Here is a 25,134-nt window from a genome sequence, read left to right on the forward strand (position 1 = left end):
GATCATGACCGCCCCCGCCGAGCTGCGCCGCGTGGTCAGTGCCTCCGTGGTCGGCACCGCGCTCGAGTGGTACGACTTCTTCATCTACGGCTTCGCCGTCACGCTGGCGTTCAACGAGTTGTTCTTCCGCACCGCCGATCCGGCGATGGGCACCATCGTCGGCTTCGCCACCTTCGGCGTCGGTTTCGCGGTGCGCCCGCTCGGCGGATTCCTCTTCGGCCACCTCGGCGACCGCATCGGCCGCCGCTCCACGCTGGTGGTCACCACGCTGGTGATGGGTGTGTCCACCGGGCTGATCGGCCTGCTCCCGACCTACGACAGCATCGGCATCGCCGCGCCGATCCTGCTGACGGTGCTGCGGATGTGCCAGGGGCTCGGCGCCGGTGCCGAGTTCGGCGGCGCGTCCACCCTGCTCGCCGAGCACGCCCCGCCGAAGCGCCGCGGCTTCTTCACCTCGTTCGCGCAGACCGGTGTCCAAATCGGACTGCTGTCCGGCACCGTGGTGTTCCTGCTGGTCGAGCAACTGGGCCGCGAGACCGTGCTCGCCTGGGCGTGGCGGATACCGTTCTGGTTCAGCTTCGTGCTCATCGGTGTCGCGCTCTACGTCCGGCTCCGCGTCGCCGAATCGCCGGTGTTCCGCGAAATGGCGGCGACGCGGGATACCGTCGAACTTCCGGTTTTCGACGCACTGCGGCGGTATCCGCGTAACTTCGGCATCGGCATCGGCGCGCACATCTGCGACACCGCGGTCGTCTACATCTACGCCACCTACACCGTCACGTACCTGACCAAAACCCTCGGCATGGAACGCTGGGTCGGACTGACCGGGGTGATCCTGTTCAGCGTCGCGGTGATCGCGCTGCAACCGGTGTACGGCGCGCTGTCCGACCGGATCGGGCGGCGGCCGCTGAACCTGTTCAGCGTGGTTTTCACCGCCGCCTTCGCGTTCCCGTTCTTCCTGCTGCTCGACACCAGGGAACCGGCGCTGGTCTGGCTGGCGCTGCTGGTGGCGACCACGCTCGGCTTCGCGCCGATGATCGCCGTGCAGCCCGCGTTCTACGCCGAGCTGTTCGGCGCGCGCGTGCGCTACACCGGTTTCGCCGCCTCACGCGAGATCGGCGCCGCACTCGGCGGTTTCTCACCGCTGATCGCCGCCGCGCTGGTCGCCCAGGCCGACGGCAAGGGCTGGCTGGTGGCCGTCTGGATGATCTTCACCGCGCTGGTCTCGTTCGTCGCCTTCGTGCTGTCCAAGGAAAGCCGGGAGGTGGACATCGCGAGTTAGGGGCATCCCTCGCTGGTGTCGGCGGTGCCGTCGATGGCGGCGGTCAGCGCGGCCACCCTGGCGCGCAGGTCCTTCAACTCGGCGACCGGCATCCCGGTGGCGGCCCCGATCTGCCGCGGCACGTCCAGCGCCCGCTCGCGCAACGCCTCGCCGGCCGCGGTCAGGTGGATCTCCACCGAGCGCTCGTCCTGCTCGCTGCGCAACCGCCGGATCAGCCCGGCCCCCTCCAGCCGCTTGAGCAACGGCGAAAGCGTGCCGGAGTCCAGCCGCAGCCGCACGCCGATCTCCTTGACCGGCAGCCCGTCGGACTCCCACAGCACCAGCATCACCAGGTACTGCGGATAGGTCAGGTCCAGCTCGCGCAACGCGGTCCGGTACAGCGTGCCGAACGCGCGGGAAGCCGCGTGCAACGCGAAGCAGATCTGGTTGTCCAGGCGCAACAACTCCTCCGCCGTCACGGGCGGTGCCTGGTGGTGGCTCGCGGTCATGCCCCCAGCCTACATTAGGTTGCGCACAACGCAATTGTGTGCAACTCTTTTGGGCAGACCCCGACGGAAGGAATCCCATGGCGCTCTACACCGCGGCGGCCACCGCCAACGGCCGCGAAGGCAAGGCGGTCAGCTCCGACGGCCGGCTCGACCTGGCGCTGGCCATGCCGCCCGCGCTCGGCGGCGACGGCAACGGCACCAATCCCGAGCAGCTCTTCGCCGCCGGGTACGCCGCCTGTTTCGCCAGCGCGCTCGGCCTGGTCGGCAGGCAGGCCAAAGTGGACACCAAGGACATCTCGGTGACCGCCGAGGTCGGCATCGACAAGGACGACACCGGCTTCGCGCTCGCGGTCACCCTGCGTGTGGAGCTGCCCGCCGAGATCAACGAGGGCACCGGCCGCGAGCTGGTCGAGCAGGCGCACCAGGTGTGCCCGTACTCCAAGGCGACCCGCGGCAACATCCCGGTCGAACTCGTCGTGGAGTGACCCCGGCGGCGGGCGCCGCGCACGTCCGGACGGTGCCTAGTCCGGCTCGCGCAGCGCCCGCGCCACCGCACTGCTCAGGATGCGGATGCCGCGCACCGAACCCGGGTCGACCCCGGCCAGGTCGCGGACCCGCCCGAGCCGGTAGTCCAGCGTGCGCGGGTGGATGTGCAGCGCGAGCGCGGTGACCAGCCGGTTCATGTCGTTGCGGTAGTAGGCGTCCAGGGTGGCCACCAGATCCGGGCCGTTCGCCAGGCAGCGCACCAGGTCGCCGAGCCACTCGTCGACCTCCGGCACCCTGGCCACGCCGAGTTCCACGAAGACCTCCGGGATCCCGTACAGCGCGCCGGGAACCCGTTCGCGGGGAGCCACCCGCGCGACCCGGCCCGCCACCGCCAGTGCCTCGGCCAGTGAGCCCGTCCGTCCGGTGGCCGCGCCCACCGCGCACGGTCCGCCGGTCAGCTCGGCGAGCGCCCTGACCACGGTCAGCGGGTCGTCGTGCCCGGCCGGGATCAGCGCCACCACCTCGTCCGGATGACGCCACAGCAGCGGAACGGCGTGCTGTTTGAACGCCAGTTCCACGATTTCCCCGGTTTCCGGGGTGGCCGGGCACCGGAGCACCACCACCACGTATTCCTCGTGCGCGGTGACGCCGAGACTCCGGGCGATTTCCCCGGCCGTTGCGGCGTCGGCCAGCAGCGATTCGGCGAAATTGCTCACCCGCTGCGCCAATTTGACGCGCAATGCCTGTTCGTCCAGATAGCCGCGCATGTAGGCGGCCGTTCCGCGCAATCCCTGCGTGCCGAACCACGCGGTGAGCCGCAGCAGGGCGTTGAGGTCCTCGCCGTCGCCCGCCGCGTCGTGGATCTCGTGCAGCATCAGGTTCGCGTGCAGCACCAGCACCGATTCCGCGGCCCGCGTACTGAACCCGTTGCTCGCGCGCTGCTTGCCGATCTCACCGATGAAGGCAAGCGCTTCCTCACCCAGTTGCGTGTTTTCCCGCGTCATTTCGACGGTATGACGGCGAAACCAGATGGCGTAGTCGAGCATCGCCGCGTGCCCGCGCGGATCCGCGGCTTCTCGCCGGTAATCCGGGATTTCCCGGCCGTAGGCGATGATCTCCGCGCGCGCGTTCGCTTCGGCGCGTTTCTCCAGCACTTCGAAAAGGTCGCTCACACCGGCTCCCTCGAAAAGAGGTGACCGGGGGATCGTAGTGAACTGGTGGCCCGGCCGGAAGGCGCGATTCCGCTCGACAGCAGTGGGCCAGTGGGAAAACCGCTACCGAGCACAGGTTTCGGTGTGGTCTGATGCGGTTGTGGATCTCTCCGTACTGCTGGCCTTCGTGGCCGCCGCGCTGGTCATCAGCCTGGTACCCGGGCCGGACATGCTGTTCATCGTCGCCAACGGCATCGCCAAGGGCAGGCGGGCGGGGGTGGTCGCGGCGCTGGGCATGTCCACCGGGCTCGCCGTGCACACCGTCGCCGCCGCGCTCGGCCTCGGCGCCCTGCTCCAGGCGGTCCCGGCGGTGCTGGACGCGATCCGGATCACCGGTGCGGCCTTCCTGGTCTATCTGGCGGTGAGCACCCTGCGCTCGTCGAAGCAGGCACTGGCGAACACCGATCCCGAGCCGGTGCCGGACCGGAGCCTGCGGCGCACCTACGTGCTGGCGGTGCTGACGAACCTGGCCAATCCCAAGGTGATCCTGTTCTTCCTGGCGTTCTTCCCGCAGTTCCTGCACGCGGACGCCGCGTGGCCGATGTGGGCGCAGTTCCTGGTGCTGGGCGCGGTCTTCATCGCGGTCGGGCTCTCGGTGGACGGCTCGGTCGGCCTGACCGCCGGCGCACTGGCCGCGCTCCTGCTGCGCCGCCCGTCCATCCGCCGCTGGCTCGACCGGGTGTCCGCGGCCATCTTCGGCGCACTCGCCATCCGCCTGGTCGCGGACCGGAGTACCACCTAGACCAGGGGGTAGCGGCGGGCTTCCGGCGGGTGCCCCTCCCGCCGGGAGCCCGCCGCCGGACGGCACGGGCGCCGGTGCCGGCGTGGCCGGCCTGACCCCGACCGATGACGGCACCACCGGGGCAGGCGGGGGTCAGCTCACCGTGATGTTGGAGTTCCCGCTGCTCTGGTACCCCTCGGTGGCCATGATCATGTAGTAGCTGAAGTTGCCGAGGTTCATGCCCTTGCTCTTCCAGGCGTCGAAGTGGGCACCGGTGTTGATCGAACCGCCGACCCGCTTGGACTGCCGGGTGCTCCAGAACTGCGGGAAGGTCTTGGTGCCCTCGACCGACGGCGCGTTGTACCGCATGGTGTGGTAGATGTCGTAGTTGCCGCCGTCGCTGTAGACGGTGCCCCGGTGCTCGCCGGTCGGCCGGTAGTTGCCCCAGCTGTCCACGATGTAGTACTCGACGAGCGGGTTCGAGGTCCAGCCGTACAGGCACAGGTAACCGTTGCCGGAGGGGTTGAAGCTGCCGGAGTAGTTCACCGTCCGGCGCGAGCCGTTGCTCCAGCCCTTGCCGCAGACGAAGTTGCCGGTGTTGCTCCAGTTGGTCCGGTAGTTTCCACCGTTGCTCAGCACCATCGAGACCGTGTTGGGGGCGTCGGTCCAGAACGAGTAGTAGTACCCGTTGTGGTTGCCGGTCTGGTTGGTGGTGACCGTGGTGTCCGCGGCCGCGGTCCCGGGCAGCACCAGCGCGGACGTGGCGGTGAGCGCCAGCGCGCCGGTGCCGCCGAGAAACATCCGGCGGTTGATCGGGTGGGGCTGGACGTCGTCCGAGTCGCCCATTGTCATGTTTCCTCCTCGTTGAGGCCGGCGGGAGACCATTCGAGTCTTGGTCCGGCACAACAAGGCTGTCAATAAGTTTCGAACAGTTTTCGGAAACATACCGGAAGGCATCAACCCTGGCCCAGCGCCCGAGACCGGCGGCCGGAACAGCCGATTCACCAGTCATCGAGGCACTGCTGAGCCAGGGTTGTCGAAAGTTTCGCTACTCGGTGCCGCGGCGCTCCCAGCCCTCCTTGAACAGGTCGAAGAAGGCGCCGGTGGACGGGTGCCCGGTGATGAAGTCCTGGTCCAGTTCCACCCCGAGGCCGGGCGCGTCCGGCAACGCGAAGTAACCGTCGACCACCTCCGGCAGGCCCGGCGCCGCCTGCTTCACGTGCTCGTCGGCGAAGTCGTTGAAGTGCTCCTGGATCTTGAAGTTCGGTGTGCACGCGGCCAGGTGCAGGTTCGCCGCGGTGAGCACCGGGCCACCGACGTTGTGCGGGGCGATCAGCGCGTAGTGCGCCTCGGCGGTGGCCGCCAGCTTGCGGGTTTCGGCGATGCCGCCGAGGTGCCCGATGTCGGGCTGGATCACGTCCACCGCACCGGATTCGAACAGTTCGCGGAACTCGACGCGGTCGTGGATGCGCTCGCCGGTGGCCACCGGGATGTTCACCTTGGCCGCCACGGTGGCCAGCGCCTTGAGATTGGCCGGCGGCACCGGCTCCTCGATCCACGCCGGCTCGTACGGTTCCAGCATCCGCGCGATCCGGATGGCTTCGGCGGGCGCGAACCGCCCGTGCATCTCCACCAGCAGCTCGACGTCCGGGCCGACCGCGTCGCGGACCGCCTCGACCAGCGAGACGCAGCGCCGCCGCTCGGCGGGCTCCAGTTCCCACTGCCCCGGCCCGAACGGGTCGAACTTCATCGCCAGATAACCGCGTTCGACCACTTTCTTGGCCGCCGCGGCGAATTCCTCCGGCGTTCGCTCCACTGTGTACCAGCCGTTGGCGTAGGCCTTGACGCGGTCGCGGACCTTGCCGCCGAGCAGCCGCCACACCGGCTGGCCGAGCGCCTTGCCGATGATGTCCCAGCAGGCCATCTCCACGCAGGCGATGCCGGACATGACGATCTCGCCCGCGCGGCCGTAGTCGCCGAACTTCATCCGCTGCACCAGTGCTTCGGTGTCGAACGGGTCGTGGCCGATCACGTGCCGCGGCACGGCCTCGGCGAGATAACCCAGCAACGCCTTGGTGTGGCCCAGCATGCGCGTCTCGCCGACGCCGGTCAGCCCGTCGTCGGTGGTGACGCGGACGAAGGTGAGGTCACGCCACGGCGTGCCGAGCACGAACGTGTCCACCGCGGTGATCTTCATCGGGTCGCTCCCTGGTTCAGCGGTTCCGGCAGTGCGATTCCTTCGGCCCCCAGCTCGGACATCACCGCGTCCGGCATCAGCTCGGCCAGCAGCGCCAGGCCGATCTCCGCGCGCCGCACCCGTTCGCGGGCCAGCCGGATGGCCACGTCGGTCAGGTGCGAGCCGCTGGGATAGATGTTCGGCGAGTTGCGCAGGCCGAACTTGAGGTACACGGGTGCGGCCACCCGGACGATTTCGGCGATCTCGAAGTGCCGGATGAACCCGCCCTGGTCGTCCGGGGCCTCCAGGTAGATGTCCAGCGGCAGGTCAACCGCGGCCCGGACGGCGGCGAGCTGCCCGAGGCTCAGGTCGGTCGGCACGTTGTAGGTGTCCGCGCCGACCCGCTGCGCCAGCCGGATCGAGACCGGGTTGGACAGTCCCATCTGGACACTGATCTTGAACTGCAGGCTCGCCGGGAGCAGGCCTCGGTCACGGCACGCGGCGGCCAGTTCCAGGGTGCCGAGATCGGTGATCAGCACGCTGCGCACGCCCGCGTCGGCGGACCGGGCGATGTCGGCCAGGTTGTGCACGAGCTGCTCGGTGCCCCGTGCCTGCGCGGCGAGCGCGCCCGCCCCGGAGGCCAGCGCGGCGGCACCGGTGGACCAGCCGGCGAGCGGCCGCGCGAACAGGCTCACCTCGGTGCGCGCGCCGGCGCCGGTCTCGGCCATCCGGTGCAGCTCGGCCTTGGTGAGCAGCATTCCCCCGCTGCCCTGGGAAACCCGGTGCACCGGCACGTCGCGCGCGGTCGCCTCGGCCAGTACCGCGTCGAACACCTCCGGGCCTTCGACGCTGGGGATCTCCACCCGGTACTGGGCACCGTCCGGGAAGCGCTTGGTGCTGGTGGGCAGTTCGTGGTCGGATTCGGCGAACCCGAGTTCGCCGAGCAAGCTGCGGAATCTCTGCACGATGGGTGCCTTTCGGTTCGGGTCAGCCGGCGAAGGTGAGCGCGGGCAGTCCCGCGACACCGGGTTCCGCGGCGAACACGGCCCCGGCCCGGTGATCGGGGGCCGCGTCCTGCTGGGAGGTGGTGATGAACAACGTGGTCAGGCCGGGACCGCCGAAGGTGCACGCGGTCACCTGGCTCACCGGCAGCTCGATCACCGCGTCGAGCACCCCGTCCCGGTCGTACCGGCGCACCGCCGAACCGCCCCACAGCGCGACCCACACCCCGCCCTCGGCGTCGACGGTGATGCCGTCGGGCCGGCCGGGCGGTTCGACCTTGGCGAACTCGCGCCGTCCGGTGAGCCCGTCCGCGCCGGTGTAGTCGAACGCGTCGACGCGGCCGGTCGGGGTGTCCACGTAGTACGCCGTGGCACCGTCGGGGCTGAACGCCAAGCCGTTGGAGATGGTGACCCCGCCGAGGACACGTTCGACCCCGTGGTCCGGGGTGAGCCGGAACAACGCGCCCGCGCCCGCCCTGGCGTCGTAGGCCATCGAGCCGCAGTAGAACCGGCCGTCGGGATCGCAGCCGCCGTCGTTCATCCGGATGCCGTCGTCGATCCACAGTGGACCGAGCGAGGTGATCGGGCCGCCCAGCTCGTCGGTCAGCGCGAAACCGCGTTCGGTGGCCAGCACCCAGCCACCGGAGCGGCGCGGGCGCAGGGCCGCGGCCACCGAACCGACGTGCGCGCGGCTGATCCGCCCCCCGGCGTCCATCGACAGCACGTCGCCGGCCAGCATGTCCACCCACACCAGGACGTCCTGCCACCACACCGGGCCTTCACCGTGCCAGGCCAGCGCTTCGGTGACCGGCCGCGCCTCAGCCATGGTCGTGCTCCCGCAGCAGGGGCGGAAGCAGCTCACCGGGCAGGTTCTGGTAGGCGACCGGGCGCTGGAACCGCCGGATCGCCGCGGTGCCCACCGAGGTGAAGGTGCCGGTGGCGGCCGGTGCCGGGCCGCCGTGGTGCTGGGCGCGGGTGACCGCGACCCCGGTCGGCCAGCCGTTCCACACCACCCGGCCGGCGAACTCCGCCAGGCGCCGCACCAGCGGCTTGGCGACCTGCTCCCCCGGTTCACCGTGGACGGTCGCGGTCAGCTCGCCGGTGAACAACCGCGCGGCGGCGAGCAGTTCGTGTTCGCCCTCATAGGACACGATCAGCGAGGTGGGGCCGAAGCATTCCGCCAGCAGCACCTCCGTGGCGGTCCGCAACTGGTCCCAGGTGGTGGCGAGCAGCGCCGCGGTCGTGCCGTCGGCGGTGTCGGTGCCCGGTTCGATCACGCGGACCGCCGGGTGCGCGGCGAGTTCGGCGCGCCGGTGCGCGTGCGCGTCGGAAATGCGCCCGTTGAGCAGGGTCGCCGCGGCCTTGGTGCGCACCCGTTCCGCCACCGCGGCCTCGAACTCGGGCAGCAGCGGCGCCGGGTAGAACAGCACACCGGGCTTGGTGCAGAACTGCCCGGCGCCGAGCAGGTACGAATCGCTGTACCCGGCGGCGATCTCGGCCTGCCGGGCCGCGGCCGCGCCCGGGGTCACGAAGACCGGGTTGACGCTGCCCATCTCGGCGTAGAACGGAATCGGGTCCGGCCGGGATGCGGCCAGCGCGTACAGCGCGCGGCCACCGGCGGGCGAACCGGTGAAGGCGGCGGCCTTCACCGCCGGCGCCTGCAGTGCCGAGCGAGCCGCTTCTTCCCCGCGCAGCAAGGAGAACGTGCCGTCGGGCGCACCGGCGCGGCCGAGCGCGCCGGCGACAACGGCCGCGGTCGCCTCGGCCAGTTCCGGATGACCGGGGTGTCCTTTGTGGATGACCGGGCACCCGGCCGCCAGCGCCGAGGCGGTGTCCCCGCCGGCGACGCTGAAGGCGAACGGGAAGTTGCTGGCGCCGAACACCAGCACCGGCCCGATCGGGCGCAGCACGCGGCGCAGGTCCGGGCGGCCACCGGCGGGCCAGTCCGGATCGGCGTGGTCGACCACCGGCTCGCGGTACCCCGGGCCGGTGACCTCCCCGGCGAGCAACCGGAGCTGGAAGACGGTCCGCGCGAGTTCGCCCTCCAGCCGCGCCACCGGCAGGTTGCTCTCCCGCACCGCGATCGGCACCAGCTTGTCCCCGGCCGCGGCCAGTGCGTCGGCGACCAGGTTCATCGCCGTGGCCAGCCGCTCGGGCGGCCAGTCGGCCAGTTCCCTGGCGGCCACCGTCGCGGCGCGGAGCATGTCGGCCGACATCCCGCCTCCTGTTCGATATTTCGGATGCTGTTCGAAACTCTAGACACCGGCTGTCGCGCCCGTCAACACGCGCCCGAGCCGCAGCGCACCGGCGGCCACCCTCGCGTCCCACTGCGCGGCCGGTATCCGGAGCCAGGAGTCCCGCGGCACGCGCAGGCCGAGCGCGGCCACCGGCCCCCACGCCCCGCGCACCCCGGCGGCCAGGTGCACCTCCTCCTCGGCGATTTCCCGTTCCACGCCACCGGTTCCGGCCAGCACGCGGCCGAGCACCTCGGTGGCACCGCCCCGCGGCCCCGAGCAGGCGACCACGCGCACCCGTTCACCGGCGGGCACCGCGATCGCCACCTCGTGGCCGTACCAGGCCGCGAGCGCCTTGGCGAGCGGTTCGCCCTCGCCCTCCAGCCGCTGCCGGACCACCCACGACTCCCCCAGCCTGCCGACGCCGGGGCCGAGCGTGTAGGCCGCGCGCTTGGCCGGACGGGCGAGATAGCCGCGTTCGGCCAGCGTGGCCAGCAGTTCGTGCGCCGTGGTTCTCGGCACGCCGAGCCGCGCGGTGACCTCACCGGCACTCACCCTGCCCTCCGCGAGGGCGTACTCCAGCACGTCGAGCGCTCGTGCCACAGCGGGAATCTCACGCACCACCGTCGCCTCCCTTTGACCGGGCGGGCCGGCCCCGGATAGCGTTCGTCGATCCCGGCGCCCGTTCGTCACCCCATGAGGAGATCCGATGCCCGTCGTCTCGCCCGATGCCGCCGGAAAGCTCGCCGAAATCGGCTGGGGTGAGGACAAAGCGGTGATCGGCACGGTCGCGGCCACCCTGTTGTCCTGGCGGACCGGCGACACGGAACTGCTGCTCACCCACGATCCCGCCGAACTCGGCGACAGCCACCAGGGCAAGGCGATCGCGCCGTGGCCCAACCGGATCGCCGCCGGGCGCTACACCTTCGACGGGCGGGAGCACCAGGTCGCGATCACCGAACCGGCCCGCGACGCCGCGCTGCACGGTTTGCTGACCTGGGTCGAATGGGAGATCACCGGACAGCACGAGCACGCGGTCACCCTCGAGCACCGGCTTCGCCCGCAGTACGGCTACCCGTTCAGCCTCCACTTGGGACTGACCTACGAACTGGACGCCGGCGGACTTCGCTGCACGCTCTCGGCGACCAACACCGGAACCGGACCGGCCCCCTTCGGCGCCGCGTACCACCCGTACATCCGGCTCACCGACACCGTCGACGAGCTGCTGGTGGACCTGCCCGCCGACACCTACTACCCGACCGACGCCAACCTGATCCCGACCGGCCGCGCGTCGGTCGAGGGCACCGACTTCGACTTCCGCGGCGGCCGGAAGCTCGGCCCGGCCGCGCTCGACACCGCCTACACCGGACTGACCGCCGACGCCGAGGGCATCACCAGGGTGCGGCTGTCCGCACCGTCCGGGCGCACGGTCACCGTGTGGGCCGACGGCGCGCACCGCTATCTGCAGGTCTACACCGACGATGTGCCCGGTACCGGGCGCCCGGCCAGGCAGGGCATCACGGTCGAGCCGATGACCTGCGCACCGGACGCGTTCAACACCGGGGACGGACTCATCGTGCTGGCGCCCGGTGAGACCTTCCGCGGTAGCTGGGGACTGTCGCATTCGGACTAACCGTGCCGGGACAGGTCGACCGGTCCGTCGGCGACGGGCACGCCGAAGTCCGGGGTGCCGTCCGCGGCGAAGCGCAGCCGCTGCACCCGGGTGTGCCGGTTGGGGTCGTACAGCGGGTCGCCGGTGATCTGCTCGTACTGCCGCGCGTGGTAGACCAGCACGTCGGCGCCGTCCTCGGCGGTGGTGAAGCTGTTGTGCCCCGGCCCGAACTGGCTGTTCTCGCGGCTGGTCTTGAACACCGGCTGCGGTGACTTGTGCCAGGAGGCCGGGTCCAGCAGGTTCGCCGACTCGTTCGCGGTGAGCAGGCCCATGCAGTAGTTCGCGTCGGTGGCGCTGGCCGAAAAAGTGAGGAACACGCGGCCGTTGCGGATCAGCGCGGCGGCGCCCTCGTTGACGCGGTGGCCGCGCGTTTCCCAGTCGTGGGTCGGCGTCGACAGCTTGGTCGGCGTGCCGGTGATGGCGTGCGGTGAGGACATTTCGGCCAGGTACAGGCTGGTGCCGGGGCCGAGCGCCGGATCGTGCTGCGCCCAGCACAGGTACCGCTTGCCTCGGTGGGCGAAGGTGGTGGCGTCGAGGGAGAAGGTGTCCAGCGGGAGGCTGATCCGCCCGGCCACCGTCCACGGGCCCGAGCGCGGGTCCTCGGCGGCGGTGGTCAGCACGTACGGCCGGATGTGGAACACGTCGTCGGAGTTGCCCGCAGCGAAGTAGATGTACCAGCGGTTGTCGATGCGGTGCAGTTCGGGTGCCCAGATGTGGCCGCCCATCACCCCGCTCGAGGGTCTGCGCCAGACCACCGTCTCCGGCGCGGTGGCGAGCCCGCCGATGGTGGTCGCCGAGCGGATGATCAGCCGGTCGTACTCGGGCACCGACGCGGTGAAGTAGTAGCGGCCGCGGTGCCGGGTGATGAACGGGTCGGCGCGCTGCTTGATCAGTGGGTTCACCACCTGGCGCGGGCTGCCCGCACTCGCGGGCACGGCACCGGCGAGCAGGCCGGCGGTGGCCAGCGCCGCCCCGGCGCGCAACGCACCACGGCGGCCGAAAACGGCGGAGCGATGGGGGTTCGACATTGAACTGTCCCTTCGACAGCGACGATGCCCCTCAACTGTGAGCGCTAACACCGTCACGGTCAAGAGCCATTCAGACGGCGTCCGGCATGCCGAACGGGAATGGCCTACGCGCTGCCTGGGGCACCCAGTGCGCGAGAGAGGTTCTCGGCGCCTTCGCGGGCCCATTCGTCCCACTGGGTTCCTGGCACGGAAGTCCAGCGGTGCACGGGAACCGAGAGGCTGAGCGCGGCCACCATCGCACCGGTCCGGTCGTGCACCGGGGCGGCGACGCAGCTGACCGCGTCGTTCGATTCGCAGAACTCGTGCGCCAGCGCGTCGGCACGCACGCGGTCGAGTGCCTGCCACAGTTCCGCGGGCGTGCCGAGACTGCGCGCGGTCATCTTGGTCAGCTGCCGCTTCGGCGGGTACAACGTGTCGAACTCGGTGCGGGACAACGCCGAAAGCAGCATCTTGCCGACCGCGGTGCAGTGCGCGGGCAACCGCCTGCCCACCGCCGAAACCATGCGCACGGAATGCGTGCTGTCGGTTTTGGCCACGTACAGCACTTCGTCGCCGTCGCGCACGGCCACGTGCACGGTTTCCTGGCTGCGCGCGGAAACCGCCGCCGCGGCGACGGTTCCCTCGCGCGCCAGGTCCAGCCGCGATTCGTACGCGCCACCGAGTTCGAACAGGCGGACACCGAGGCGGTACCGCGTGCCCTCCTCGCCGAGCCTGCTCAGATAACCGCGGTCCGCCAGGGTGTTCAGCAGTTCGTGCACCGTGGTGCGCGGGAGCCCCAGCTTGCCCACGATCTGCGGCGCGCTCAGCTCTTCGTCGGCGCGGAACAGTTCGAGGATGTCGAGTGCGCGGCTGACCGCCGGAACCGCACGGCTCATGGGACCTCCGAACACCGGGTGTACTGGGCCACCCGACTCTACCCGGCCCCGTCCGAAATTTCGAACAGGCCACGAGACTACGGGGCCAGCAACACCTTCACCGCCTTGTGGCGTTCTTCGGCCAGGATCCGGAAGGCTTCGTGTGCGTCCTCCAATGCGACGTCGTGGGTCACCAGCAGGCCGGGATCCAGTGCGCCGGAAGCGAAGGCGCGGACCGCGTGGGTCCAGGCCCGCGGCGGCGCGCCGAAGACGGTGTGCACGGTGATCTCGTTGAGCACCAGGGAAACCGGGTCCAGCGGCTGGTCGTCGGAAGCGGGAATGCCGGTGAGCGCCACGCGACCACCCCGCCGCGACAGGCTCACCGCGTTGTGGGCCGTGCCCGGCGCGCCCGCCGCCTCCAGCACCGCGTCGAACGAACCCGCCAGCGAGTCCAGTTGCGACGGCAGCACCAGCGAATCGGCACCGCACTGCGCGGCCAGCGCGGACCGGTCGCGGCGCGTGTGCACCACCACGATCTCCCCGGCCCCCGCCGCCCGCAGCAACTGCACCGCCAGCAGTCCGAGCATGCCCGCGCCGACCACCGCGCACCGCTCCCCCGGGTGCACGGCGAGCTTCAGGCAGGCCGCCGCCACGCACGCGGCCGGTTCGAGGCCCGCCGCCGCCCGCAGGTCCGCCGTCTCCGGCAGCCGGTGCAGCAGGCGCGCGGGCACCAGGACGTGGTCGGACCAGGCTCCCGGCTGGGTGAACCCGGTTTCCTCGTACGGGCCGTCGCACAGGTTCGTGTCCCCGCGACGGCAGGCCGCGCACACCTGGCACGAACGGATGCCCTCGCCGACCACGGGCGCGCCGACCAGGTCCGCGCCGACGCCGTCACCGACCGCCGCGACCCGCCCCGACCACTCGTGCCCCGGCACCACCGGGTACCGCACGTACTCCGCCGGGCGCGTGCCCTGCATGATCTCGCGGTCCGAACCGCAGATCCCGGACCACGCGACCCGGACCAGCGCCTCCCCCGGGCCGGGCGTGGCCGGCTCGGCCTCCCGCACCACCAGCTCACCCGGCCGGTCGATCCACACCGACCGGTTCACCGCGCACGACCCGCGATGAGCCGCTGCAGCAGGATGAACACCAGCAGCAGCGCACCGATGACGATCTTGGTCCACCACGAGCTGAGCGTGCCCTCGAAGGTGATCAGCGTCTGGATCACGCCCAGCACCACCACGCCGAGCACGGTACCGGCCAGGTACCCGGACCCGCCGGTGAGAATGGTGCCGCCGATCACCACGGCCGCGATCGCGTCCAGTTCCATGCCCACCGCGTGCAGGGAGTTCCCCGACAGCGTGTAGAAGGTGAGCAGGATTCCGCCGAGCGCCGAGCAGAACCCGCTGATCGTGTAGACGCCGACGCGGGTGCGTGCCACCGGCAGGCCCATCAACAGCGCGGACCGGTTGCTGCCGCCGATCGCGTAGACCGTGCGGCCGAGCCGCGTGTAGTGCAGCACGTATCCGGCCACCAGCAGCACGGCGACCGCGATCAGCACGCTGATCGACACGCGCAGCCCGCCGGGCAGTTCCACCGGCGTCTGCGCGATCGCGACGAACAGCGGGTCGTCCAGCGAAACCGACTCCGTGCTCAGCGTGTAGCTCAGCCCGCGCGCCAGGAACATGCCCGCCAGCGTGACGATGAACGGCTGGATCTCGAAGTAGTGGATGATCGAGCCCATGCCGAGGCCGAGCACCCCGCCGACGGCCAGCACCGCGAGCATCACCACCGGCGCGGGCAGCCCGGCGCGCAGCAGTTCGGCGCAGAGCACGGTGGACAGCGCGACCACCGAGCCGACGGACAGGTCGATGCCGCCGGTCAGGATCACGAAGGTCATCCCGGCCGCGACCACCAGCAGGAAGGCGTTGTCGATCAGGATGTTCAGCACCACCTGCCCGTCCCCGAAGGCCGGGTAGCGGGTGGCGCCGAAACCGTAGGCGACGATCAGCAGTGCCAGCGAGGCCGCGATCGGCAGGTAACGCGCCTGCCGCCAGCCACCGCGCACCGGGGTTGCGGTCACCGTGCTCATGCGGGCACCTCGACCTTCGCGGCCGGTTCGGCGGGTGCGGGCGCCGGTGGCTTTCGCCGCCTTCGCAACTTCGCCCGGAACGCCGGGGACTGGACCAGGCAGACCACGGTCACCACCAGCGCCTTGACCAGCAGCGTCGACTCCGGTGGCACCCCGACGGTGTAGACGGTGGTGGACAGCGTCTGGATGAGCAGCGCGCCGAGCACCGTGCCGCCGAGCGAGAACCGGCCGCCCGAGAGCAGCGTGCCGCCGATGACCACGGCCAGGATCGCGTCGAGTTCGATCCACAGCCCGGCGTTGTTGCCGTCGGCGCTGGAGACGTTCGAGCTGACCATCAGCCCGGCCAGTCCGGCGCACAGCCCGCAGAAGACGTAGACCAGGACCAGCAGGCCGCGGGCACGCACCCCGGCCAGCCTGCTCGCCTCGGGATTGCCGCCGACGGATTCGACCAGCAGCCCGAGCGCGGACCGGCGGACCACCAGCGCGGTCGCGGCCACCACCCCGAGCGCGATCAGGATCGGCGCGGGCAGCCCGAGCCAGTACCCGCCACCGAGCACGCGGAACGGGTCGGAGTCCACGGTGATGATCTGGCCGCCGGTGACCAGCTGCGCCAGTCCGCGGCCGGCGACCATCAGGATGAGCGTGGCGATGATCGGCTGGATCCCGATCACCGAGACCAGGAAACCGTTGCACAGCCCCAGTAACAGGCACAGCACGAGCGCGATGCCGAGGGCGCCGAACACCCCGCCCGCCGCGTTCTGGTCCGGCAGCGTGCTGATCTGCGCGCAGGCGATCGCCGCGCCGATGGCCACCACCGAACCCACCGAGAGGTCGATGCCGCCGGTCGCCACCACCAGCGTCATGCCGAGCGCGACGAGCACCAGCGGCGCGCCGAAGCGCAGGATGTCGATCAGCGTGCCGTAGAGGTGCCCGTCGCGGACCGTGATGGCGAAGAAGGACGGCGAGAGCGCCAGGTTCACCAGCAGCAGCGCGATCAGCGCGGCCGCGGGCCAGAACAGCCGGTACTTGCTCATGACGGCGCTCCTTCGGCGATCGTGCGCATGATGGCCTCCGGGGTCAGCCCGGAGTTCGGCAGGCAGTCGACCATGCGGTGGTCGCGCAGCACCGCCACCTGGTGGCTCAACCGCAGTACCTCCTCCAGTTCGGCCGAGACGAACAACACGGCCATGCCGCCGTCGGCCAGCTCGGCGACCAGCTTCTGGATCTCCGCCTTCGCGCCGACGTCGATGCCGCGCGTGGGCTCGTCCAGGATGAGCAGCTTCGGCTCGGTGATCAGCCAGCGCGCGAGCAGCACCTTCTGCTGGTTGCCACCGGAGAGCGTGCCCACCGGCGCGTCCGGATCGGCCGGGCGGATGCCCAGCGCCGAGATGTACTTCTTGGCCAGTTCGTCCTGGCGCCGCCGGGAGATCGGTCGGGTCCAGCCGCGCGTGGCCTGCAACGCGAGAATGATGTTCTCCCGCACGGTGAGCTCCTCGATCAGGCCCTCGGCCTTGCGGTTCTCCGAGCAGAAGGCGACCCCGGCCGCCATCGCCGCCCGCGGCGTGCGCGGGGCCGAGGACCGGCCGTCGAGTTGGAGCGTGCCCGTGTCGCTGTGGTCGGCGCCGAAGAACAGCCGCGCGAGTTCGGTGCGCCCCGATCCCAGCAGTCCGGCGAGGCCGACCACCTCGCCTTCGCGGATGGTCAGCGAGAACGGCTCGATCGCGCCCTTGCGGCCCAGCTCGGTCGCCGTGGCGAACGGCTTCTTCTCCGACGGGTCCCAGTCGCGGCGCGGCTCTTCGAGTTCCTCCAGGGTGTCCAGCTCGCGGCCGATCATCTTGGTCACCAGCGCCACCGGGGTGATCTCCCCGGCCAGGTACTCGCCGACCAGTTTTCCGTTGCGCAGCACGGTCATCCGGTCGGCGATGGCGAAGACCTGGTCGATGAAGTGGGAGACGAACAGGATCGCCACGCCCTCGGCGCGCAGCGACCGGATCACGCCGAACAGCTTCTCCACCTCGCCGGTGTCCAAACTGGACGTCGGCTCGTCGAGCACCAGCACCCGCGCGGAGACCTCCATCGCCCGCGCGATGGCCACCAGCTGCTGCACGGCCAGCGAGTGCCCGCCCAGCTCGCTGGTCACGTCGAGGTCGAGATCCAGGCGCCGCACCAGTTCCGCCGCCCGCTTGCGCATCGGCCCCCACTGGATCCGGCCGAACCGGCGGGGTTCACGGCCGAGGAAGATGTTCTCCGCCACCGAAAGGTTCGGGCAGAGGTTCACCTCCTGGTACACCGTGCTGATGCCGTGGCGCTGGGCCTGCGCCGGACCGCTGAAGGCCACCGGCTCACCGCTCAGCTCGATCGAACCGGCGTCGATCTCGTACACCCCGGTGAGCACCTTGATCAAGGTGGACTTGCCGGCGCCGTTCTCGCCCATCAGCGCGTGCACCTCGCCGGGGAACAGGCGGAAGCCCACGTCATCGAGCGCGACGACCCCGGGGAACTGCTTGCGGATGCCGGTCATGGTCAGGATCGGCGCACCCTCGGTGCGGTCCATGCGTGCCCCCTTTTGGTGGGAGTGGAGATCCCGGCGCCGGACGGCGGCCGGCGCCGGGATTGCTCAGTTGACGATCGCGACCGCTCAGTACTTGCGCTGGGGCAGCGCGGCCTTGGCGGCCTGCTGGTCGAAGACCGTCTCCTCGGTCTCCACCCGCGGCGGCACCTGTTCACCGGCGGCCACCTTCTTGGCCAGGTCCATCAGCTGGGTGCCGAGCAGCGGGTTGCACTCGACCACGAAGTTGATCTTGCCGTCGGCCAGTGCCTGCAGCGCGTCGCGCACCCCGTCCACCGAGACGATCTTGATGTCGGTGCCCGGCTTGAGCCCGGCACCCTCGATCGCCTCGATCGCGCCCAGCGCCATGTCGTCGTTGTGCGCGTAGAGCACGTCGATCTTGCCCTGCGACTTGAGGAAGGCCTCCATCACCTCTTTGCCCTTGGACCGGGTGAACTCCCCGGTCTGGGAGGCGACGATCTTGAACTTCGGGTCCTTGCCGATCACCTCGGCGAACCCGGCCTTGCGGTCGTTGGCCGGCGCGGAACCGGTGGTGCCCTGCAGTTCCACGATCCGCACCTCACCGGTGGCGGCGGCGAACTCCTTGGTCAGCCACTCGCCGGACTTGCGGCCCTCGGCGACGAAGTCCGATCCCAGGAAGGTCTTGTAGAGCGTGGTGTCGGGCGAGTCCACCGCGCGGTCGGTCAGGATCACCGGGATGTTGGCCGTCTTGGCCTCCTTGAGCACGGTGTCCCAGCCGGATTCGACCACCGGCGAGAAGGCGATCACGTCCACCCGCTGCTGGATGAACGAGCGGATCGCCTTGATCTGGTTCTCCTGCTTCTGCTGCGCGTCGGAGAACTTCAGGTCCACCCCGGCGGCCGCGGCGGCCTCCTGGATCGACTGGGTGTTCGCGGTGCGCCACCCGCTCTCCGCGCCGACCTGGGAGAAGCCGATGGTCAGCTTCTCGTCGCCGCCGGCCTGGGTACCACCACCCCCGGACGCGCAGCCGGCCAGCATGCCCAGCCCCAGTATCGCCGCCGACCACGCGGCCCACGTCCTTCGCTTCACGGCACTCACTCCTCGATCCACACTGATCCGGAAAACTGTTATCGCTAACATTCGATTGCGGCCGAACGGGGCAGCACCCTGCTCCGGGTAGGTCAGCCGCCCGTGCTCTCGCGGACGACCAGCTCCGCGGGCACCAGGGAGCGCGCCGGTGGGGCCGCTCCCTCGATCTGTTCCTGCAGCAGGCCGAAGGTGCGCCTGCCCACCTCGATGAAGTCCTGCCGCACGGTGGTCAGCGGCGGGTTGAAGAAGGCGGCCTCCGGCACGTCGTCGAACCCGGCCACGTGCACCTCGCCCGGCACCGACCGGCCCGCCTCGGCGAACGCCCGGAGCAGGCCGAGCGCCATCTGGTCGTTGGCGACAAAAACCGCGGTGATCCCGCGTTCACCCGCCAGCTCCCGGCCCGCCTCGTAACCCGAGCGCGGGCTCCAGTCACCCCGCAGCACCGGCGGCGGTTCCGCGTCGTGCCGCTTGAGCGTGCGCCGCCACGCCTGTTCGCGCGCCCGCGCCTCCAGCCAGTCCGCCGGGCCCGCCACGTGCCAGACCGTGCGGTGACCGAGGCCGAGCAGGTGCTCGGTGACCTGCCGGGCACCATCGCGCTGGTCCACCGAGATCACCGGGATCGAGGCCCGGTCGGTGTCGGCCACCGCGACCATCGGGACCCCGCCCGGCGCCGCCCGCAGCGCCGGCTTGGCCACCACGTGCGGGGCGATCACCACCACGCCTTCGACCGCCTGGCGGCGCAGGCTTTCCACCGCGGCGGCGATGGAGTCCCGCCGCGGATCGCTGACACTGGCGATGGAAATGCCGTACCCGGCCTCGCGGGCGGCGTGCTCCACGCCGAACAGGGTGCTGGCCGGGCCGAACAGGGTGGAGTCGAGCGCGACCACGCCGAGATTGCGCGAGCGGCCGGTGGCCAGCGCGCGGGCGGTGGAATTGGGCCGGTAGCCCAGTTCCTCGATGGCGGCGAGCACCTTCTCCCTGGTTTCCGCGCGGACCGGCCCGGTCTCGTTGATCACCCGGGAAACGGTCATATGGGAAACACCGGCCAGCGAGGCCACATCGGTGAGCGCGGGCAGCCGCACGGCGGGTGCCGGCTCGACCGCTTCGGTCCGCTTCGCCACGCTGCCTCCTCTGTTCCCCGGACGGGTTCGCCGGGGAGAACCCTACTCGACACGGGCAAGTGTTAGCGATAACACTTAGCGCGTCAAGTCTCGGATCCATCACCGTGCACCGCTGCCGAAAGGATCGCCGAAGATGCTGACCCGCCTGCTGCTCAGCGTGTCCGTCCTGTTAGGACTCGCAGTGACCCCGCAAGCCGTTGCCGCCACACCGAACTCCGGTTACCTGTTCGCCTACTTCACCGGTGAGGGCACCCCGGACGGCGAGCAGATCTACTTCGCCGCCAGCCGCGGCGACGACCCGCTGGCCTGGGACGAGCTCAACGGCGGCAAGCCGGTGCTCACCTCCACGCTGGGCGATCGCGGGGTGCGGGATCCGTTCCTGCTGCGCTCGCCAGACGGCCGCCGGTTCTACCTGCTGGCCACCGACCTGAAGATGCACGGCAACGGGAACTGGGACCAGGTGCAGCGCACCGGGAGCCGGTCGATCATGGTGTGGGAGTCGGCCGATCTGGTGCACTGGTCGGCGCAGCGCTCGGCGCTGGTGTCGCCGCCGACCGCCGGGAACACCTGGGCGCCGGAGGCGTACTGGAACGCGGCGACCGGTTCGTACGTGGTTTTCTGGGCGTCGAAGCTGTACGCCGAAAACGACCCGCAGCACCTCGGCGACAGCTACAACCGGATGATGTACGCGACCACCACGGACTTCGTGCACTTCAGCGAAGCGCGGGTGTGGAACGATCCGGGCTATTCGGTCATCGACTCCACGGTGATCGCCTCGGACGGGGTGTACCACCGCTTCACCAAGGACGAGCGGAACCCGTCGTCGTCCACGCCGTGCAGCAAGTTCATCCTGCAGGAGAGTTCGGCGGACCTGCTGGCGCCGTCGTGGGACTTCACCGCCGACTGCATCGGGAAGGGCGCAATCAGCCGGGGTGAGGGCCCGACGGTCTTCAAGGCGAACACCGGGAACAAGTGGTACCTGTTCATCGACGAGTTCGGCGGGCGCGGGTACGTGCCCTTCGAAACCACGGACCTGGCCTCGGGGAAGTGGGCGATGTCGCCTTCGTTCGACCTGCCCACCTCCCCGCGGCACGGCACCGTGCTACCGCTCAACCCGGCGGAACACCACCGGGTCACCCGCACCCTGCGCTGAGCGGCCCTACGGGAGGGGACGCAGGCGCAGGAAGGTGATCGAGTGGGGCGGGAAGGTGTGGTCGAACACCGAGGCCAGTCCATCCACAGTGGACTCCATTGGCCGGATGGGGGTGGCGGTCTCGGTGTTCACCGCGTCCGGCGGGCCGGACAATGTGGTGACCCGGCCCTGTGGCGCGATCCGGGTGCCGCCCAGGTCCACGCGCGTCGTGGCGGGGGCGGACTGGGCGTTGACCACCTTCACGATCAGGTCACCGGTGGCCGCGTCGTGGGTGACCACCTGGCGGAACGGCTCGGCCACCTTGTCGTCGGTGAACTCGCCCCACTTGACGCCGTCGAGGAACAGGGACACGTGGCGGTTCCGGACCTCGACACGGACGTCGTAGGTCCGGCCCTCCTCGATGCGGGTGCCGTTCTCCACCAGGGTCTGCTTCGCCCCGCCGGTCGCCTTTTCCACCGCCGAGCGCGTGTTGGCCCAGCCGCCCAGGTTCCACCAGTAGTAGTCCCCGGTACCCCGCACGCCGAAGCCGATCAGGAAGCCCTCCGCCCCGGCCTGCTTGGTCGCCTTCACCGACAGGTCGTAGTTCTGCCACCCCGGATCCCCGGCGGTCACCATGGTGTTCTCCGCCGTCACGTCGGACTGCACGTACGCGCCGTTGTCCACCGACCAGTTCCCGCGCCCGCTGATGTTCGTCCACTTCTGCGCACCGGCCGAGAAATCGTCGGCGAACAGACCCGTGCCGTCGGCCGCGGTCACCGTGACGTCGTCGTAGCGCGCGCTGGTCAGCCACGTCGAGAGGCCCACCGCACCGGTGATCGGGCCGTTCACGATCGGCGTCGGCGTGGACGTGCTCGGCACCACGCGGTCACCGACGTTGGTCATGAACAGTTTCTGCGTCTCGTAGCTGGTCGAGCCCCACGACGCCGAGTTGGTGAACCAGATCATGTCCGGCCGCCACTGGTTGTTGTCCCGGTCGGCGAGCAGCGGCGCGTACGAAGCCAGCCGCACCACGTCGGCGTTGCGCTCCAGCCCGGTCATGAACGCGGCTTCGGCGAGCGAGTTCGCGAACCGGTTGTCCTGCGAGGCGTACTCCCCCAGGAACACCTTGGGGCCCTTGCGATCGTAGGTGTCGTACCGGTTGTTGTTCTCCAGGAACCACTGTGGACTGTTGTAGTAGTGCTCGTCGACCATGTCCACGTTCGCGGCGCGGTTCAGCTCCCAGGCGCGGTCGAAGGTGGCGCCCGCGTCGTCCGGCCCGGAGTTGCTGATCACGGTGATCTCCGGGTACTTCGCGTTGATCGCCTTGCGGAATTCGGTGAACCGTTCGAAGAACTCGTCCGGCAGGTTCTCCTCGTTGCCCACCCCGAGGTGCGTCAGGCCGAACGGCTCCGGGTGCCCCATCTGCGCCCGCCGGGCGCCCCACGGTGAATCGGCGGGGCCGTTGGCGAACTCGATCAGGTCCAAAGTGTCCTGGATGTGGCGCTGCAGCAGTTCCGGGTCGTCGGTGGCCTGGTTCTGCCCGCATCCGGTGACCAGCGCGGGCACCACCGGCAGCGGCATCGCGCCGATGTCCTCGGCGAACTGGAAGTACTCGAAGTAGCCGAGCCCGTAGGACTGGTTGTAGCCCCAGAAGTTCGCGTTGGTGGCGCGTTCCTCGACCGGGCCGACGGTGTCCTTCCACTGGTACGAGCGGCGGCGTTCCCAGTCCGGCGCTTCGTAGGCCTCGTGGCTGCCGGTGTTGACCAGGCAGCCGCCGGGAAAGCGCACGAAGCCGGGCTCCAGCGCGGCGATCTTCTCGGCCAGATCACGCCGCAAACCGTTGGGGCGGTTCATGAAGGTGTCGCGCGGGAAGAGCGAAACCATGTCCAGGCCTACCGAAGCGCCCGCGGTCACCGTGAGACGGCCGGTCGAACTGGATTCCCGCGCGGTGAAGCTGCCGGTGTACTTCGCCCACTCCCCCTTGGCCGTGACCAGCACCGGCCGTGCCAGGGAAGCACCAGCCGCGTCGGTGAGGCTCGCCGTGAGCTGGGCGTTTCCGCGCGCCCACACCGAGAAGTCGTACCGCTTTCCCTTCTCCACCGCGATTCCCGCGTTGTAACCGGCATTGGTCACGCCGAACGAACCGCCGGTCACGTCCAGCTTCAGGTAGCGCCGGTTGCGTTCGTTGAGCCTGCCCGCGTCGTCGGCGACGGTGGCGGTTCCGCCCGAGGCAGCCGGTGTCCACGCCGTCAGACCGGTGAACGAGGCGTTGTCGGCGCGGTCGAACTCGAACGACCGGTTCCGCACCAGTTCGCCGTACAGCCCGCCGTCGGCGGCGTGATTGATGTCCTCGAAGAAAACCCCGTACATGCTGCGCGGCAGCTCCGGCCCGTCCGCCGCCGCATCGATCTCGAGCCGGTAGGCGGGTGCGGCCTGCGCGGCCACCGGAAGGGGCGCGACCGCCAGCGCGGTCAGCGCGGCGAGGGCTAGTCCGAACCTCAGTGATCGTCTGGACACCGCTGTCCTCTCTCGCGAGGTATGTGAGCGCTAACATTCAGCTGTCCGCCGCCACGCACTGTCAACTGAGGTCCAGCGGGCCGCACAAGTACGGCGTTGACACCCAGCTGATCTTGGTCCTACCGTTCGTTCAACTACCGGACGTTGTTCGAGATTTCGAACACTGCAGAGCCGCAGCTTGGGGGCACCTTGGACACCGACCTCTCCCGCGGGGCCATTCGCAAGATCACCCTGCGCTTGCTGCCCCTGCTGGCCGTGCTCTACGTGATCGCCTACATCGACCGGTCCAACGTCGGCTTCGCGAAGCTGACCCTGCAAGCCGAACTCGGCCTGTCGGCGACCGTGTTCACGCTCGGACAGGTGTTCTTCTTCGTCGCGTACGCGCTGCTGGAAGTGCCGAGCAATCTCGCGCTGCACCGCTTCGGCGCGCACCGCTGGATCGCCCGGATCATGCTCACCTGGGGCCTGGTCACCCTGGCCACCGCGCTGGTCACCGAAACCTGGCAGTTCTACCTCGCGAGGTTCCTCCTCGGCGCGGCCGAGGCCGGCTTCTTCCCCGGCGTGCTCTACTACCTGACCCGCTGGTTCCCCTCGGCGCACCGGAGCACCGCGATCGGGCTGTTCATGCTGGCCGGCCCGATCTCGTTCATCATCGGCAATCCGCTCATGGGCGGGCTCAACGACCTGCACGGGGTGTGGGGGCTCGACGGCTGGCAGTGGATCTTCCTGGCCACCGGCGTGCCCGCGGTGCTCGCCGCGCCGGTCGTGCTCTGGCTGCTGCCACGCGAACCGGACACCGCCACCTGGCTCACCCCGGCCGAACGCGGCTGGGTGCGCACGCGGCTGGACGAGGAAGCCGCCGTCGCCGGGTCGCAGCCGCACAACGCGTGGGCGGTGCTCAAGGACCGCCGGGTGGTCTCGCTGGCCGTGTTCTTCCTCTGCTTCCCGCTGGCCACCTACGGCCTGGCGTTCTGGCTGCCCACGATCGTCGACGGTTTCGGGGAGCTGTCCGGTTTCTCGGTCGGCCTGCTCTCCGCGGTCCCCTACCTCTGCGTGATGGCCGGGCTGGTGGTGGTGCCGAAGCTGGCGAAGACCCGCGGCACCCCGTTCGGCTGGCTGGCGCTGATGCTCGGCCTGAGCGCGGGCGGTTTCCTGCTCGCGGCCGTGTCCGGCAGCCCGTGGCTGCAGATGCTGGGCATCTGCGTGGCCTCGGTCGGCGGGTACGCGGCCCAGCCGGTGATGTGGGGCATCGTGCCGAAGTTCCTCTCCGGCGCGGCCGCGGCGGCCGGGATCGGCGCGATCAACGGGATCGGCAATCTTGGCGGCGGCTTCGGGCCGATGGGCATCGCGGCGATCGTGGACGCCACCGGTTCGGCGCTGACCGGGCTCGTTTTCCTCATCGTCGTGTCGGTACTGGGCATACTGGGCACGTTCGTCCTGCGCCGCGTGCTCCGCCCGGTAACAACCGGGGACCCGGTGACGAGTCACTGACGAACCCCT

Annotated in this window: 23 protein-coding genes; 6 read left to right on the top strand and 17 right to left on the bottom strand. The window is 70.2% G+C overall.

What is annotated here, in order from left to right:
• Positions 1-4: 4 nt before the first annotated feature.
• The gene (locus YIM_RS26290) at positions 5-1,282 is read left to right on the top strand and encodes an MFS transporter (protein WP_153032881.1); all 1,278 of its coding nucleotides are present in this window, start codon (positions 5-7) and stop codon (positions 1,280-1,282) included.
• Here YIM_RS26290 and YIM_RS26295 read toward each other — a convergent pair.
• The gene (locus YIM_RS26295; RefSeq protein ID WP_153032882.1) at positions 1,279-1,770 is read right to left on the bottom strand and encodes a MarR family winged helix-turn-helix transcriptional regulator; all 492 of its coding nucleotides are present in this window, start codon (positions 1,768-1,770) and stop codon (positions 1,279-1,281) included. The genes YIM_RS26290 and YIM_RS26295 overlap by 4 nt on opposite strands.
• 77 nt (positions 1,771-1,847) lie before the next feature.
• On the opposite strand from YIM_RS26295, the gene YIM_RS26300 reads away from it, so the two are divergent.
• Positions 1,848-2,255, top strand: a complete 408-nt coding sequence (locus YIM_RS26300; protein ID WP_153032883.1) for an organic hydroperoxide resistance protein — start codon at positions 1,848-1,850, stop codon at positions 2,253-2,255.
• Positions 2,256-2,291: 36 nt separating this feature from the next.
• On the opposite strand, the gene YIM_RS26305 is transcribed toward YIM_RS26300, so the two are convergent.
• A complete protein-coding gene (locus tag YIM_RS26305) occupies positions 2,292-3,428 on the bottom strand; it encodes a CdaR family transcriptional regulator (protein ID WP_153032884.1) in 1,137 nt (378 codons plus the stop codon).
• A gap of 139 nt (positions 3,429-3,567) precedes the next feature.
• Between YIM_RS26305 and YIM_RS26310 the strand changes: the two genes are divergently transcribed.
• The gene (locus tag YIM_RS26310) at positions 3,568-4,209 is read left to right on the top strand and encodes a LysE family translocator (RefSeq protein ID WP_153032885.1); all 642 of its coding nucleotides are present in this window, start codon (positions 3,568-3,570) and stop codon (positions 4,207-4,209) included.
• Positions 4,210-4,341: 132 nt separating this feature from the next.
• On the opposite strand, the gene YIM_RS26315 is transcribed toward YIM_RS26310, so the two are convergent.
• From YIM_RS26315 to YIM_RS26340, 6 genes are all read right to left on the bottom strand, one after another.
• Positions 4,342-5,040 carry a glycoside hydrolase family 11 protein gene (locus YIM_RS26315; protein WP_228004023.1) on the bottom strand — a complete coding sequence of 233 codons (699 nt, stop codon included), beginning with the start codon at positions 5,038-5,040 and terminating at the stop codon, positions 4,342-4,344.
• Positions 5,041-5,236: 196 nt separating this feature from the next.
• Positions 5,237-6,385, bottom strand: coding sequence for a mandelate racemase/muconate lactonizing enzyme family protein (locus YIM_RS26320; protein WP_153032886.1), 1,149 nt, complete (start codon positions 6,383-6,385; stop codon positions 5,237-5,239).
• On the bottom strand, positions 6,382-7,329 hold the full coding sequence (locus tag YIM_RS26325) for a U32 family peptidase (protein WP_153032887.1): 948 nt from the start codon (positions 7,327-7,329) through the stop codon (positions 6,382-6,384). The genes YIM_RS26320 and YIM_RS26325 overlap by 4 nt, the downstream gene beginning before the upstream one ends.
• Positions 7,330-7,351: 22 nt before the next feature.
• Positions 7,352-8,191, bottom strand: a complete 840-nt coding sequence (locus YIM_RS26330) for an SMP-30/gluconolactonase/LRE family protein (RefSeq protein ID WP_153032888.1) — start codon at positions 8,189-8,191, stop codon at positions 7,352-7,354.
• On the bottom strand, positions 8,184-9,581 hold the full coding sequence (locus YIM_RS26335; protein ID WP_153032889.1) for an aldehyde dehydrogenase (NADP(+)): 1,398 nt from the start codon (positions 9,579-9,581) through the stop codon (positions 8,184-8,186). The genes YIM_RS26330 and YIM_RS26335 overlap by 8 nt, the downstream gene beginning before the upstream one ends.
• 39 nt (positions 9,582-9,620) lie before the next feature.
• Positions 9,621-10,223: a helix-turn-helix domain-containing protein gene (locus tag YIM_RS26340; protein WP_153032890.1), complete on the bottom strand. Its 603-nt coding sequence runs from the start codon at positions 10,221-10,223 to the stop codon at positions 9,621-9,623.
• An 85-nt stretch (positions 10,224-10,308) separates the two neighbouring features.
• On the opposite strand from YIM_RS26340, the gene YIM_RS26345 reads away from it, so the two are divergent.
• Entirely contained in the window at positions 10,309-11,232 is a 924-nt protein-coding gene (locus YIM_RS26345; RefSeq protein WP_153032891.1) for an aldose 1-epimerase family protein, read from the top strand.
• On the opposite strand, the gene YIM_RS26350 is transcribed toward YIM_RS26345, so the two are convergent.
• The 8 genes from YIM_RS26350 to YIM_RS26385 all read right to left on the bottom strand — a co-directional run bounded on the left by YIM_RS26350 (position 11,229) and on the right by YIM_RS26385 (position 19,985).
• Positions 11,229-12,299: a family 43 glycosylhydrolase gene (locus tag YIM_RS26350; protein ID WP_153032892.1), complete on the bottom strand. Its 1,071-nt coding sequence runs from the start codon at positions 12,297-12,299 to the stop codon at positions 11,229-11,231. The two genes, YIM_RS26345 and YIM_RS26350, sit on opposite strands and share 4 nt — an antisense overlap.
• A 104-nt stretch (positions 12,300-12,403) precedes the next feature.
• Positions 12,404-13,174: an IclR family transcriptional regulator gene (locus tag YIM_RS26355; protein WP_153032893.1), complete on the bottom strand. Its 771-nt coding sequence runs from the start codon at positions 13,172-13,174 to the stop codon at positions 12,404-12,406.
• A 77-nt stretch (positions 13,175-13,251) separates the two neighbouring features.
• On the bottom strand, positions 13,252-14,262 hold the full coding sequence (locus YIM_RS49840) for a zinc-binding dehydrogenase (RefSeq protein ID WP_304505950.1): 1,011 nt from the start codon (positions 14,260-14,262) through the stop codon (positions 13,252-13,254).
• Entirely contained in the window at positions 14,259-15,245 is a 987-nt protein-coding gene (yjfF, locus tag YIM_RS26365; RefSeq protein WP_153032894.1) for a galactofuranose ABC transporter, permease protein YjfF, read from the bottom strand. The genes YIM_RS49840 and yjfF overlap by 4 nt, the downstream gene beginning before the upstream one ends.
• The gene (locus YIM_RS26370; RefSeq protein WP_153032895.1) at positions 15,242-16,279 is read right to left on the bottom strand and encodes an ABC transporter permease; all 1,038 of its coding nucleotides are present in this window, start codon (positions 16,277-16,279) and stop codon (positions 15,242-15,244) included. The genes yjfF and YIM_RS26370 overlap by 4 nt, the downstream gene beginning before the upstream one ends.
• Entirely contained in the window at positions 16,276-17,799 is a 1,524-nt protein-coding gene (locus tag YIM_RS26375) for a sugar ABC transporter ATP-binding protein (RefSeq protein ID WP_228004024.1), read from the bottom strand. Before YIM_RS26375 ends, YIM_RS26370 begins: the two co-directional genes overlap by 4 nt.
• Before the next feature lie 84 nt (positions 17,800-17,883).
• On the bottom strand, positions 17,884-18,813 hold the full coding sequence (locus tag YIM_RS26380; protein ID WP_194240341.1) for an ABC transporter substrate-binding protein: 930 nt from the start codon (positions 18,811-18,813) through the stop codon (positions 17,884-17,886).
• Between the two features lie 143 nt (positions 18,814-18,956).
• A complete protein-coding gene (locus tag YIM_RS26385; protein WP_194239747.1) occupies positions 18,957-19,985 on the bottom strand; it encodes a LacI family DNA-binding transcriptional regulator in 1,029 nt (342 codons plus the stop codon).
• 133 nt (positions 19,986-20,118) lie between these two features.
• On the opposite strand from YIM_RS26385, the gene YIM_RS26390 reads away from it, so the two are divergent.
• Entirely contained in the window at positions 20,119-21,138 is a 1,020-nt protein-coding gene (locus YIM_RS26390) for a glycoside hydrolase family 43 protein (protein ID WP_153032897.1), read from the top strand.
• A 6-nt stretch (positions 21,139-21,144) separates the two neighbouring features.
• On the opposite strand, the gene YIM_RS26395 is transcribed toward YIM_RS26390, so the two are convergent.
• Entirely contained in the window at positions 21,145-23,634 is a 2,490-nt protein-coding gene (locus YIM_RS26395) for an alpha-L-arabinofuranosidase C-terminal domain-containing protein (protein ID WP_153032898.1), read from the bottom strand.
• Positions 23,635-23,823: 189 nt separating this feature from the next.
• Here YIM_RS26395 and YIM_RS26400 point away from each other — a divergent pair, with 189 nt between their 5' ends.
• The gene (locus YIM_RS26400; RefSeq protein WP_153032899.1) at positions 23,824-25,125 is read left to right on the top strand and encodes an MFS transporter; all 1,302 of its coding nucleotides are present in this window, start codon (positions 23,824-23,826) and stop codon (positions 25,123-25,125) included.
• The last annotated feature ends 9 nt before the right edge of the window (positions 25,126-25,134 follow it).

The sequence above is a fragment of the Amycolatopsis sp. YIM 10 genome (assembly GCF_009429145.1).
Classification (GTDB): domain Bacteria; phylum Actinomycetota; class Actinomycetes; order Mycobacteriales; family Pseudonocardiaceae; genus Amycolatopsis.